The organism is Nocardioides sp. (assembly GCF_030150155.1).
Taxonomy (GTDB): domain Bacteria; phylum Actinomycetota; class Actinomycetes; order Propionibacteriales; family Nocardioidaceae; genus Nocardioides.
Map to the genome: position 1 here is coordinate 121874 of NZ_JASLGR010000039.1, position 11647 is coordinate 133520.

Genomic DNA, 11647 nt, shown 5'->3' on the forward strand with positions numbered 1-11647 from the left:
ATGTCTATTGATGTTCGCAACGTGACCAAGCAGTACGGCGACTTCTACGCGCTCAACGATGTCTCCGTCTCCATCCCCACCGGTCAGCTGACCGCCCTGCTCGGCCCCTCGGGTGGCGGGAAGTCGACCCTGCTGCGGATCATCGCCGGCCTCGACTCCGCCGACTCGGGGACCGTGCAGATCGAGGGCAAGGACGCGACCAGTCTGCCTCCGCAGAAGCGCAACGTCGGGTTCGTGTTCCAGCACTACGCGGTGTTCAAGCACCTCTCGGTGGCGAAGAACGTCGCGTTCGGCCTGGAGATCCGCAAGAAGAGCAAGGCCGAGATCAAGCAGCGCGTCGGTGAGCTGCTGGAGCTGGTGCACCTGTCCCAGTTCGCCGACCGGCTGCCCGCCCAGCTCTCCGGCGGCCAGCGCCAGCGGATGGCGCTGGCCCGGGCCCTGGCCGTGGAGCCGAACGTGCTGCTCCTCGACGAGCCGTTCGGTGCCCTGGACGCGAAGGTCCGCAAGGAGCTGCGCGACTGGCTGCGCCGTCTGCACGACGAGGTCCACGTCACCACCGTGTTCGTCACCCACGACCAGGAGGAGGCCCTCGAGGTCGCCGACGAGATCGTGGTGATCAACAACGGCACGGTGGAGCAGGTCGGCTCGCCCGACGACCTCTACGACCGCCCGGCCAACGACTTCGTGATGGGCTTCCTCGGCGACGTCACCCGGCTCGGCGGTCAGCTGGTGCGACCGCACGACGTCCAGATCTCGACCACCCCCGACGTCGGGGTCGAGGCCACCATCACCCGGATCCTGCGGGTCGGCTTCGAGGTGCGGATCACGGCCCTGACCATCGCCGGCGAGGAGGTGCTGGTGGAGATCACCCGTACCCACGCCCGCTCGCTCGGCCTGGCCGAGGGGTCCACGGTCTGGCTGGCGGCGGCGCCGGGCGCGACCACGGTCTGAGCGGAGGTCCCGGCGGTCCGTGCGGACCGCCGGGGTCGCCCCGGGACCGTTCCCGGCATCGCCCAGGGGGCCGCCGGGCGACCGCCCAGGTCCATTGCAGGACCCGCTCAGGTGTCGGCCAGGGCTTCCCGTCGGAACGTCGCACCCCCGCTGAGCCAGCCGACCGCGGCCGCGACCACCACTCCGACCGCCGTCCCGCCCGCGACCGCGGTGACGACGTCGACGGTGAACATGCCGCGGGTGCCGTTGAGGGAGACCACCGCCCACCCGCCGAGGGCGCCTACGACGGCTGCCGGGAGGGCGGCGACCAGGATCGGGAAGGTGAACTCGACCAGGTTGGCCAGGCGCAGGTCGCGCCGGCTGGCGCCGAGGGCCGCCAGCGTCGTCACCGAGCGGGCCCGCTCCCATCGGCTCTCCAGGGCTGCCATCAGGAACGAGCAGACGCTCAGCAGCAGGCCGAGCGCCACCGCGGCGCGCAGCGTGCCGACCTGGGTCCGGTAGCCGGCGTACTGGTCGGGATTGCGCATCCCGGCGTCGAGTCGGACGCCGGGGAACGCGGCCGTCAGGGCGGCCAAGGTGGTGCGGTACGACGAGTCGGCGCGCGAGACCCAGTAGGTGAGCGTGCCGTCGGCGACGTCGCCCAGCCACGGTGCCTGGGCGAGCGGGACCTTGACGTCCCAGGCCACGTCCGGGGTCGGCGCGAGGTCGCCCAGCGCCAGGGTGTGGCCGCCGACAGTGACGGAGGGCTGCGCTGCCGCGGCGGTCAGGCCGCCGCGCTGGACGGTCTCGGTGCACGGTCCGGGCCGGGTGAAGACGACGGCGGAGAGCCGCTCGACGCCGGCACAGTCGCCGACCACGACGTCGGCGGCAGCGGTCGGCCCCGGGGCGCTGACCTCGGCGGTGAAGGCCCCCTGCGGCAGTCGCTGGACCCAGCCGTGCGGCAGGTCCGCGATGGCGACCGAGATCGAGGCCTCCGTCGGGTCGCCGAACGCGGAGCGGTGCAGGGTCGCCACGAAGGCGGTGCACAGCCCGGCCAGCATCACCGACCCGGCGATGAAGGCGATCAGCTTCTGGCTCGACGGGAGCCGGTGGACGGCGCCGCGCAGACCGAGGGCGACGGTGGCGGGGACGGCGTCGCTGAGCCGGCCACTGAGGGCTGCCACCGCTGCGGGAGTGCCCAGCACGACGGCCGCGACCGCTCCGGTGACCGCGGTGAGGATGCCGAGCGCGTGCGGGTCCGAGGCCCAGGCGGTCGTCGGGCGCAGCGCTCCGATCGCGGCCGTGGCGACGAGGTAGCCCACCGACGGCAGGCCGAGGACGAGGGCGATCCACGCCTGGAGTCGAGAGCTGCGAGTCGTACGCCGGGAGCGGCTCCGCGCGGCCAGGCTCGTCATCGAGCGGCGCGCCAGGACGCCGACAGCGGTGACGGCGACCACGCCGAGGACGACGAGCAGCACCGGGCCGATCCGGCCCTGGTGGGGCCACCACCGGATCCCGAGCAGGCCCGAGGCGCCGAGTCGGCCCTGCGTGACGACGTACGCGCCGGCTCCGAGGGCGTAGCCGAGCACCGCGATCAGGGTCATCTCGCGGCCGTAGAGCCGTGCGGCCCGGCGCGGTGACATCCCGACCAGGGTGAGCGCGAAGGAGCGCCGTGCCCGGCTCGCGGCGGACAGTCGCAGGCACGACAGCAGGAAGAGTGCGGCCGGGCTGATCACGAGCAGCACGACCTCGAGGACGGGGAGCAGCCCGGAGCCGGTGACGGAACCGCCGCCGAACCCGATCACGGCGGGTTCGGCGGCGTCCTGTCGTCCGGGGGCGTGCGCTCCGGCGGGGGCCGCGGTGACCGTGTAGGAGACCAGCTCGTCGGGGGCCGTCAGGCCGACGGCCCCGATCGTGTCGGGGGCCAGGTCGCCGACCATCGAGGCGACGCTCGGGTCCTGGCGGGCGAGGTCGCGCAGGGCGGGGGAGGCGACGCTCTGGCCGACCTGCGGCCACGCGGTCAGCCCCGGTGGGAGGGGGGAGGCGGCGGTGGCTGCCGAGACCTCCACCCGGGTCCAGGGCCGATTGTGCAGGGTCGCCGTGGTGGAGCTCAGGTGGAGGCCGGTGCTGCTGTCGTTCTCGGCGTAGACGGGGGTCCGGTCGGCCTCGACCTGGTGCGCCTGGGCGGTGACCCGGGGCGCGGCGATCCCGATCAGGACGGCGAAGACGGCCAGCGCCACGCCCAGTGCCATCGCGCAGAGCCTGACGATCTCGCGCCGACCGGCCCCACGCAGCAGCCGGTAGGCCAGCCCGAGGTCAGCCACGCGCTTCCTCGCGCGCGGTGCCGTCGGCCTGGCGGCGCCGGTCGGTGCTCACCGTGCCGTCGGTGAGCACGATCTGGCGATCGAAGCGGTCGGCCACGTCGGGGTCGTGGGTGACCGTGACCAGCAGGCTGCCGATCTCGGCGACCTGGTGCAGCAGCAGGTCGAGTACGACGTCACGGTGCGCCCGATCCAGGGCACCGGTCGGCTCGTCGGCGAAGACGACAGCGGGGCGGGCGGCGACGGCACGCCCGACCGCACAGCGTTGGGCCTGGCCGCCCGAGACTTGGCTGGGGCGCCGGTCGGCGCTCTCGGTGATGCCGAGCAGGGCGATGAGCTCGTCGACCCGCGCGGTGACCTCGCGGCGGGGGCGGCGGGCCAGCTGGAGCGGGAGCGCGATGTTCTGGCGCAGGGTGAGCTCGGGGACGAGGTCGGCGGACTGGAAGACGAAGCCGACGTGGCGCAGCCGCAGGTCGGCGAGCTGGTCGGCGGAGAGGTCGGCCAGGTCGTGGCCGAGCAGGGTGACGGTGCCGGAGTCGGGCCGCTCCAGCCCCGAGAGGCAGTAGAGCAGGCTGGTCTTGCCCGACCCCGAGGGGCCGGTGATGGCGGTCGCCTCCGAGTCGGCGAACCGAAGGGACAGGCCGGTCAGGACCGGCTGGTGTCCGTAGGCCAGGGTGAGGGCGTCGGCTCGGAGGGGACCGTCGGTGATCGTCACAGCGTCAGGATCCACCCTCAGCGGTTGACGGTCTTGCTGGAGCAGTCGTCGCCGTACCAGTGTTCGCGACAGACCTGGAGCGAGATCGAGCCGTGCACGATCACGTCGCGGCCCGACAGGCAGCTGCTGTAGCCGTAGGAGGTCTTCGAGTTGCCCTGCTTGATCTTGGCCCAGCCGTAGCCGTCGACCTTGGCGTTGAGGTGGATGTTGGGGGTGGTGACGACCAGGGTGCCGCCGACGTACCCGTCGTAGGCGGCGACACTGCTGGTGCCCCAACGGCATCCGGAGTACTTGAAGTTGTAGACGCCGCCGGACGTGTAGGCGCCGTCGGTGCTGACGTTGAGGCCACCGCTGGTGGCTGCCACGGCGGCGCCTGCGCCGGCTATGACGAGGGCCCCGGTGCCGAGGATTCCGAGAACTGTCTTCCGCATGGGTTGTCCTTCTGCTGGGAGCGCGATGCGCGCATCAGGGAGAACTGCTTCGTACGTTCTCTGGATGTCCGCCGCGCCGCCGCGTGGGACCCCCACATTGAGGTAACCCGGTGCGGGGCTCAGGTGACCGTGATCGGCTGGGTCAGCCGGCCGGTGCGTCCCGGGATCTCCACCATTGCCACGTAGTTGCCGGGCGGCAGGGCCGTCCCGTTGGCGGTCCGTGCCGGGAAGTCGGGGCCGGGGTAGGTCTCGTCGTAGCCCGGCTCCATCGTGCGCGGCCCGGAGCAGTCGATGATGTAGGCGCCCCACAGGTCGGTCTCGTTGTTGGCCTCGTCGACGGGGACGATCGCGTAGCGGTAGGCCGCCACCTGGCAGCCCGGGTCGACCACGGGGTCCTTCGACCGGTTGGCGATCGCCCAGGTGCTGTGCACGCTCCGGCCGCCGGCGACGTGGCTGTCGGCCAGGGTCAGGCGCAGGTCGAGGCTGTCGAAGCGCTGCGCCTGCGCGGAGCCGGGAGCCATACAGCCGGTCGCGAGCGCGACGAGGGCGAGCCCGGCCAGCAGGAGAGCTGGTCGACGGGCTCCGGTGGTCGCTCGGGCGTGGGTCGCCGCGCGATGACGGGGCATACCCCTATGACGGGGTGAGGTGCCGTTTCGGTTGCACCCGGGCCGAGGTTTTTCTCAGCGCACGCTCAGTGCGGCTGCCAGGCCTCTTCGTTGGCGGTCCGGTTGGTCACCGCGGTGGGCAGCTTGCGGGTGGCGAGCTGCTCCATGGTGACGAACTCCAGCACCTCGCGGATGGCGTCGCGGGCCGCGATCCAGACCTGCTGCAGGCCGTCGGCGGTCTCGTTGTAGGTGACCGACTCCGGGCGGAGTCCGTAGACCGAGACCAGGGGGCCGTCGACGGCCCGGATCACGTCGGCGACGGTGACGGCCGAGGCCGGGCGGGCCAGCCGCCAGCCGCCCGAGGGGCCACGCTGAGAGAGCACGATGTCGGCCTTGCGCAGGTCGGCGAGGATCGCCTGGAGGAACCCGTGCGGGATCTCCTGGAGCTTGCCGAGCTCCTCCGCACTCACCGCCTTGCCGTCCTCACGGACGACCATCTCGATGAGGGCCCGGAGGGCGTAGTCCGACTTTGCTGAAACGCGCACGGCCATAGTCTGTCAGATCGATGAGAATTGGTGGGCTGGACAGATTCAGCCTGCGGTCGTGCGACGTCCGCTCCTGCGTCGTACGACGTCCACCGCCAGGCCCCGCCACGACCGGCTCCGCACCGCGCCCACCCAGACCCCGAGCCCGTAGGCCAGGTCGTCGAGCCGGCGCCCGACCAGCAGCGTCGGCAGGCCGACGCCGGGCAGGTCGGGTCGGCGCAACGGCCGGTCCAGGGTCAGCGCCACCGCGGTGTCGACCAGGACCGCGCTGCCCACCATCCGACGCACGGTCGGGGACACCGCGCAGCCGACGGCGGCCGCGGGCCACCAGTGCCGCAGCAGCAGTGCCGACTCCTGGCGCACCGACCAGCCGAGCCCACGCAGCGCCAGCAGGTCGGCGGTCCGGCCACGGCCGTCGAACTCCGGCAGCGTCGCGGCTACCGATCGCCGGGCCGACCAGGTCGCGGCGGCGGCCAGTGTCACCGACCAGGGCCGGCGCAGCAGGATCCCGGCGCCTGCGGCCGCCATCAGCGGGGTCAGGCGTGCCACCGCCACCGCGTCGCCGTGCCGATCGGCCAGCGGCCCCGACCCGGTGCCGTAGAGCAGCTTGCGCGACAGCATCTCGCCCAGCCCGGCCCGGACGTCGTGACCGACCTCGACCCCGGGCTCGTAGCGCACCGTCCAGCCCGCCGCGAGCGTGCGCCAGACCAGGTCGACGTCCTCGCCGACCCGCATCGCGTCGTCGAAGCCGGTCCGGTCCAGGCTGCGCAGCGCCGCGGTGCGGGCGACCAGGCAGGCGCTGGGCAGCCAGCCGACCGCAGCGCCGACGGCGACCGAGCAGCGACGCTCGCCCAGGGCCAGGGAGGACGCGCCGGCGTCGTACCGCTCGAACCAACGCGGTCGCGGCGAGCGCAGTACGCCGCGCACCAGCGGCCCGACCAGGGCGACCCGAGGGTCGGCGAGCTGGGCGGTCAGGGCCACCAGCGCGGGCAGCGGGGCGGTGACGTCGGAGTCGACGAAGGCGACGGCGGTCGTGGTGACCGCTGTGAGACCGGCGTTGCGGGCGCCGGCGGGACCGACGTTGGTGGACAGCGCGATCACCTCGGCGCCGTGCCGGGCCGCGACCGCGGCGACGGCGGCCGGGTCGTGGGAGGCGTCGTCGACGACCAGCAGCCGGGGCAGGGCGGTAGGGGTGGAGTCGGCGTCGGAGGGTGCGGGAGCCGGGGAGGAGGTCGACCGCAGTGCCGCCAGGCAGCGGTCCAGCTGCGCGGGGCGATCGCGGACCGGCACCACCACGGTGAGGTCGGCGACCGGCAGCGGCGCCGTCACCTCGGGGTCGGCCAGGTTGCCGTCGAGCAGGCGCCGGGCGACCAGGGCGGCGGCGGCGTCGGTGACGGTGAGGGTCGGGCCGGCGAGCAGGCGTACGGCGGCGGGGCTCAGCCGGATCGACCGCGTCGGTGAGCCGCCGATCAGCACGATCGCGCCGTCGGGGGTGCGATGGGTGGCGGTGTCGGCGCGGAGCCGGAGCCGGAACCCGTCGGGCAGGGGCTGGTAGCGCGGATCCTCGCTCGGCGGCTGCTGTGCTGAGCCGGCGGGAGCGGGGGTCGCAGCCGCAGCCGGCCCCGCGGTCGTGCTCATCCCGCGAACCCACCGTCGGCCGCGACCACCGAGCCGTTGAGCACCGCACCGGCCGGGGAGCAGGCGAACGCGATCGTGGCGGCGAGCTCCTCGGCGGCCAGCGGTCGACGCAGGAGCTGGTGGTCGGCCAGGTCGGTCGCGGTGACGTCGTACAGGTCGGCGGTGGCGTTCAGCATCGCGGTGTCGGTGGAGCCGGGGGAGACGGCGCAGGCGGTCACCCCGGTGCCGACCAGGTCGGCGGCGAGCCCCTTCACCATCCCGACCACGGCGTGCTTGGCGGCGTTGTAGGCCGCCAGGTGGAACAGTCCGCGGCTGCCCGCTGCCGAGGCGACCGCGACGAACCGGCCGCGCGAGGGGTCCGGTCCGGCGAGCAGGTGCGGGACCGTCGCGGCGGCGGTGTTCCACACCCCGACGGCGTCGATCTGCCAGAGCAGGTCGAGCTGTGCGGGCGGTGTCCGCCACAGCGGCTGCCCACCGGCGACGATCCCGGCAGCGGCGACGGCCGCGTCGAGCCTGCCCCACCGCTCCACCGCGCGCCGTGCTGCCTGGGCCAGCGCCTGCTGATCCCGTACGTCGGCCACGGCGACCTCCACGTCGGCGTACGGCTCGGCGACGGCCTCCAGGTCGGCCACGGTCGGCATCGGGTAGAGCCCGTCGCCGGGGGTCGGCCCGGCGCACCAGTCCAGGGCCAGCACCGCCCAGCCCGCCTCGGCGAGGGTGCGGACGGTCGCGGCACCGATGCCTCGGGCGGCGCCGGTGACCAGCGCCACCCCGGTCGGAACCGGGGTCGTCATCGCGTCTGTCCCGTCGCGGCCGGGGCACGGTGGTGCAGCAGCTCCGCGCTCAGCTCGGCCACCATCGAGTCCAGCACCTCGGCGCCCTCGGCGGCGCTGGCGCCGGTCGGGTCACCGAGGATGCCGTTGGCCGAGACCGCCGCGACCCCACCGGCGATCATCGCGGGCAGGATCTCGCGCAGCGGCCGGGTGTCCCCGGGCTCGGCCCGCTCCAGGCGCACCGACTCCGGTGCCAGATGGAGCAGCAGCGAGGTCTCGGTGCGCCCGGCATGGAGGTCGACGCCCTCGGTGCGGCACGGCAGCCAGCAGACGTCGTGGCTCTCGGCGTCGAGCTGGGCCACGGCCCGGGTGAGGGCCTGGGCGTTGCCGCCGTGGCCGTTGATCAGGACCACCCGGTCGGCCCAGGTACGCGCCGAGCGGACCAGCTCGACGACGACCTGGTGCAGCACCTCGGTGCCGATCGACACCGTGCCGGGGAACGACTGGTGCTCGCCGCTGGAGCCGAAGGAGAGCGCGGGTGCCACCCAGACCGGGTGCCCGACCCCGCCCAGACGCCGGCCCACCCCGTCGGCGACGGCCTGGGCGATCCGGGTGTCGGTGTCGAGCGGCAGGTGCGGACCGTGCTGCTCGACCGAGCCCACCGGCACCACCAGCACCCGGCGCGTCGCCGCGTCGGGCCAGGTGGTGTCGGCGAGCCGATGCGTCATTCAGGCCTCGCTGCGAGCCGGCGCGCCCAGGGCGCGGTGGAAGTCCTCAGGCAGCAGCAGGTGCTCGGGTCGCAGGTCGTGCACCGAGCCGAGCGCGAGCCCGCGCAGCCCGGAGTCCAGACCGCCACGCAGCACGTCGAGCACGTTCTCCACCCCGGCCTGGCCGTTGGCGGCGAGCCCCCACAGGTAGGCGCGGCCGATCATGACGGCCTTGGCGCCCAGGGCCAGGGCCTTGAGTACGTCGGACCCACGGCGTACGCCGCCGTCCATCACGACGTCGATCTGGTGCCCGACGGCCTCGGCGATCGGGCCCACCATCCGGATCGCTCCCGGGGTGCCGTCGAGGTTGTTGCCGCCGTGGTTGGAGACCGAGATGCCGGCGACGCCGGAGTCGACGGCGCGCAGCGCGTCGTCGATCCGGGAGACGCCCTTGAGTACGAACGGGGTCCCCGAGATCTGGCGCCACTGCTCGGCCATCCAGGCGACGTCGTCCCAGGTCGGCGGCGGGGTGGTCATCCACTCGTAGTACGCGCCGAAGAAGGTCGGTGCGGCACCTCCGGGAGGGGCCAGGTTCGGGGCGGTCAGGTCGGGGATCTGGCCGGTCTTGCCGAACTCCCACAGCCACTTCGGCTTGCCGACCACCTGCGGTGCCATCCGCACCATCGTCTTGAGGTCGACCTTCTCCGGGATCTCCGGGCTGCCCCAGTCACGGCCCATCGAGAACGACCAGTCCAGGGTGGCGATCAGGCCGTTGACGCCGGCGTCGTGGGCGCGGGTCATCCGCTGGATCATGGTGTCGCGGTCGCCGGTCCAGTACATCTGGAAGAACGTGTTCGCACCCGTCGCAGCGACGTCCTCGACGGACTTCGAGGCGAAGTTCGACAGGCCCATGATCGTGCCACGGGCCGCGGCGGCCCGGGCCACGGCGACCTCACCGTCAGGGTGGACGGCCTGCACGCCGGTCGGGGAGATCAGCACCGGCAGGGAGACGTCCTGGCCGAAGACCCGGGTGCTCAGGTCACGCTCGGCGTGCTGGCCCACGACGTGCGGGGCGAGCCCGATCGAGGCGAACGCGGCCTCGTTCGACTCGATCGTCTGGCCGCGTTCGGAACCCGCCACGAGGGCGGCGTACACGGGCTTGGGCAGGCGCTTGTGGGCACGTTGCTGGGCGACGGCGACGGATTCGAACCAGGGGTTCTGCTTCCACGGGTTCTGCAGCCAGGCGGGGCGAGACATGGGTTCTCTTCTCTCAGTTCGGGGTGGGGACGAAGCCGGCCAGCGGCGACTCGGCGCAAGCGCTGGCAGGAGGAGTGGACAGGTCGGGGCGCCGGGTGAGCTGGAGCAGCACCGGCTGGTTGCGGGCGGCGACCTCGCGAGAGTGGTCCTGGCTCGCGGCCGGGATGCTCCGCTCGCCGGCCAACGCGGACTCGCCGTAGCCCTGGACGCACTCGGGGTCGGGGCCGTCCAGGGGTAGCCCGGTGAAGAACTTCGCGGCCATGCAGCCGCCGCGGCAGGAGTCGAAGAACTGGCATGACGAGCAGGCGCCGCCGGTCTGCGGGGAGCGCAGCTCGCGGAACAGCTCGGAGTTGCGCCAGACCTCGCCGAAGCCGCCCTCGCCGAGCAGGTTGCCGGCCAGGAAGTTCTCGTGGATCGCGAACGGGCAGGCGTAGACGTCGCCGATCGGGTCGATCAGGCAGACCACCCGGCCCGCGCCGCACAGGTTGAGGCCGGGCAGCGTCTCGCCGAAGGCCGAGAGGTGGAAGAAGGAGTCGCCGGTCAGGACGCTCTCGCCGTGGGCGAGCAGCCAGTCGTAGAGGGTGCGCTGCTGCTCGGGCAGCGGGTGCAGCTCGTCCCAGACGTCGGCACCGCGGCCGCTGGGGCGCAGCCGGGTCAGCCGCAGGGTCGCGCCGAAGCGCTCCGACAGCGCCTGGAACTCGTCGAGCTGGTCGATGTTCTCCCGCGTGCAGACCACCGAGATCTTGGCGTCCTTGAACCCGGCCGCGGCCAGGTTCTCCAGGGCGGCCAGGGCGGTGTCGTAGGAGCCCGGTCCCCGCACCCGGTCGTTGACCTCGGCGGTCGCCCCGTCGAGCGAGATCTGCACATCGACGTACCCCTTCATCGCGGGCGAGGCGAGGAACGCGGCGCGCTCCGGGGTCAGCCGTACGCCGTTGGTGGAGAACTTCACGCCGACGTGATGTTCGACGGCGTACTCCAGGAGCTCCCAGAAGTCGGGGCGGATCGTGGGCTCGCCGCCGCCGATGTTCACGTAGAACACCTGCATCCGCTCGAGCTCGTCGATCACGGCCTTGGCCTGCTCGGTGCTGAGCTCGCGCGGGTCGCGCCGGCCGCTGGAGGACAGGCAGTGGGCGCAGGTGAGGTTGCAGGCGTAGGTGAGTTCCCAGGTCAGGCAGATCGGGGCGTCGAGGCCGAGCTCGAACTGCTCGATCAGGGTGCCGCCGAGGGGGCGGTCGCTGGTGGTCGGAGCGGCCGGGGTCGTTGCGGCGGGACGCTGGGGTGCGATGGTCATGCTGCCTCCTGCTGGCGCGGGCGGATCATGTCGGTGGCCGCGAGCCCCTCCAGGGCGGCGGCGTAGGCGGGGTGATCGCCTGCGGGGATGCCGGCGGCCTCCAGGGCCTGCCGGACGGTGGGATGCTCGACGAGCCCGCGCACCACGGTGACCAGCTCGGGTCGCTTCAGGAAGGTCAGCTTCCGGTTGCCGAAGTGGTAGGCCAGGGCGCCGAACGGCTCGGGTCGCAGCGCGACCGCCGGGGAGAGCGCCCAAGGCTCGTCGAGCATCGTGGTCATCAGTAGACGCCGCACATGCCGTCGATGGAGACCTCTTCGATGAGGGCCTCAGCCGTCAGGTCGGTGGTCGCCTCGGTGGCCGTCGGGTCGTGCCGGGTGTGGTTGTCCATCAGTGAACCTCTCGGTGCCGGTGAATCCTGATCGCTCGGATGTGAG

13 protein-coding genes are annotated in these 11647 nt (G+C 73.2%); 1 reads left to right on the top strand and 12 read right to left on the bottom strand.

All coding sequences use genetic code 11. From position 1 onward, the window contains the following. Positions 1 to 951 (top strand): sulfate/molybdate ABC transporter ATP-binding protein, encoded by a 951-nt coding sequence (locus Q1V88_RS12510; protein WP_300681528.1) that lies wholly within the window; start codon positions 1 to 3, stop codon positions 949 to 951. A 107-nt stretch (positions 952 to 1058) separates the two neighbouring features. On the opposite strand, the gene Q1V88_RS12515 is transcribed toward Q1V88_RS12510, so the two are convergent. The 12 genes from Q1V88_RS12515 to mftA all read right to left on the bottom strand — a co-directional run bounded on the left by Q1V88_RS12515 (position 1059) and on the right by mftA (position 11601). After that, positions 1059 to 3254: an FtsX-like permease family protein gene (locus Q1V88_RS12515; protein ID WP_300681529.1), complete on the bottom strand. Its 2196-nt coding sequence runs from the start codon at positions 3252 to 3254 to the stop codon at positions 1059 to 1061. Next, a complete protein-coding gene (locus tag Q1V88_RS12520) occupies positions 3247 to 3966 on the bottom strand; it encodes an ABC transporter ATP-binding protein (protein WP_300681530.1) in 720 nt (239 codons plus the stop codon). The genes Q1V88_RS12515 and Q1V88_RS12520 overlap by 8 nt, the downstream gene beginning before the upstream one ends. Before the next feature lie 17 nt (positions 3967 to 3983). After that, entirely contained in the window at positions 3984 to 4397 is a 414-nt protein-coding gene (locus Q1V88_RS12525) for a hypothetical protein (RefSeq protein ID WP_300681531.1), read from the bottom strand. Positions 4398 to 4516: 119 nt separating this feature from the next. Then, positions 4517 to 5023 carry a hypothetical protein gene (locus Q1V88_RS12530; RefSeq protein WP_300681532.1) on the bottom strand — a complete coding sequence of 169 codons (507 nt, stop codon included), beginning with the start codon at positions 5021 to 5023 and terminating at the stop codon, positions 4517 to 4519. A gap of 65 nt (positions 5024 to 5088) precedes the next feature. Then, complete coding sequence (locus Q1V88_RS12535; protein WP_300681533.1) at positions 5089 to 5547, bottom strand: Rrf2 family transcriptional regulator; 459 nt, start codon at positions 5545 to 5547, stop codon at positions 5089 to 5091. A gap of 45 nt (positions 5548 to 5592) precedes the next feature. Then, the gene (mftF, locus tag Q1V88_RS12540) at positions 5593 to 7185 is read right to left on the bottom strand and encodes a mycofactocin biosynthesis glycosyltransferase MftF (protein WP_300681534.1); all 1593 of its coding nucleotides are present in this window, start codon (positions 7183 to 7185) and stop codon (positions 5593 to 5595) included. Continuing rightward, positions 7182 to 7979, bottom strand: coding sequence for a mycofactocin-coupled SDR family oxidoreductase (locus Q1V88_RS12545; RefSeq protein WP_300681535.1), 798 nt, complete (start codon positions 7977 to 7979; stop codon positions 7182 to 7184). The genes mftF and Q1V88_RS12545 overlap by 4 nt, the downstream gene beginning before the upstream one ends. Continuing rightward, entirely contained in the window at positions 7976 to 8686 is a 711-nt protein-coding gene (mftE, locus tag Q1V88_RS12550; protein WP_300681536.1) for a mycofactocin biosynthesis peptidyl-dipeptidase MftE, read from the bottom strand. The genes Q1V88_RS12545 and mftE overlap by 4 nt, the downstream gene beginning before the upstream one ends. Then, positions 8687 to 9922 carry a pre-mycofactocin synthase MftD gene (gene mftD, locus Q1V88_RS12555; RefSeq protein WP_300681537.1) on the bottom strand — a complete coding sequence of 412 codons (1236 nt, stop codon included), beginning with the start codon at positions 9920 to 9922 and terminating at the stop codon, positions 8687 to 8689. 13 nt (positions 9923 to 9935) lie between these two features. Beyond that, on the bottom strand, positions 9936 to 11213 hold the full coding sequence (gene mftC / locus Q1V88_RS12560) for a mycofactocin radical SAM maturase (RefSeq protein WP_300681538.1): 1278 nt from the start codon (positions 11211 to 11213) through the stop codon (positions 9936 to 9938). Continuing rightward, entirely contained in the window at positions 11210 to 11491 is a 282-nt protein-coding gene (gene mftB, locus Q1V88_RS12565) for a mycofactocin biosynthesis chaperone MftB (RefSeq protein WP_300681539.1), read from the bottom strand. Before mftB ends, mftC begins: the two co-directional genes overlap by 4 nt. After that, the gene (mftA, locus tag Q1V88_RS12570; protein ID WP_300681540.1) at positions 11491 to 11601 is read right to left on the bottom strand and encodes a mycofactocin precursor MftA; all 111 of its coding nucleotides are present in this window, start codon (positions 11599 to 11601) and stop codon (positions 11491 to 11493) included. Before mftA ends, mftB begins: the two co-directional genes overlap by 1 nt. Positions 11602 to 11647: the final 46 nt, after the last annotated feature.

Excerpts from the sequence above, each read along its gene's own strand:
- mftB (WP_300681539.1), bottom strand. The coding sequence starts at position 11,491 with ATGACCACGATGCTCGACGAGCCTTGGGCGCTCTCCCCGGCGGTCGCG.
- Q1V88_RS12530 (WP_300681532.1), bottom strand. The coding sequence starts at position 5,023 with ATGCCCCGTCATCGCGCGGCGACCCACGCCCGAGCGACCACCGGAGCC.
- mftF (WP_300681534.1), bottom strand. The coding sequence starts at position 7,185 with ATGAGCACGACCGCGGGGCCGGCTGCGGCTGCGACCCCCGCTCCCGCC.
- mftD (WP_300681537.1), bottom strand. The coding sequence starts at position 9,922 with ATGTCTCGCCCCGCCTGGCTGCAGAACCCGTGGAAGCAGAACCCCTGG.
- Q1V88_RS12510 (WP_300681528.1), top strand. The coding sequence starts at position 1 with ATGTCTATTGATGTTCGCAACGTGACCAAGCAGTACGGCGACTTCTAC.
- mftA (WP_300681540.1), bottom strand. The coding sequence starts at position 11,601 with ATGGACAACCACACCCGGCACGACCCGACGGCCACCGAGGCGACCACC.
- mftE (WP_300681536.1), bottom strand. The coding sequence starts at position 8,686 with ATGACGCATCGGCTCGCCGACACCACCTGGCCCGACGCGGCGACGCGC.
- mftC (WP_300681538.1), bottom strand. The coding sequence starts at position 11,213 with ATGACCATCGCACCCCAGCGTCCCGCCGCAACGACCCCGGCCGCTCCG.
- Q1V88_RS12545 (WP_300681535.1), bottom strand. The coding sequence starts at position 7,979 with ATGACGACCCCGGTTCCGACCGGGGTGGCGCTGGTCACCGGCGCCGCC.
- Q1V88_RS12525 (WP_300681531.1), bottom strand. The coding sequence starts at position 4,397 with ATGCGGAAGACAGTTCTCGGAATCCTCGGCACCGGGGCCCTCGTCATA.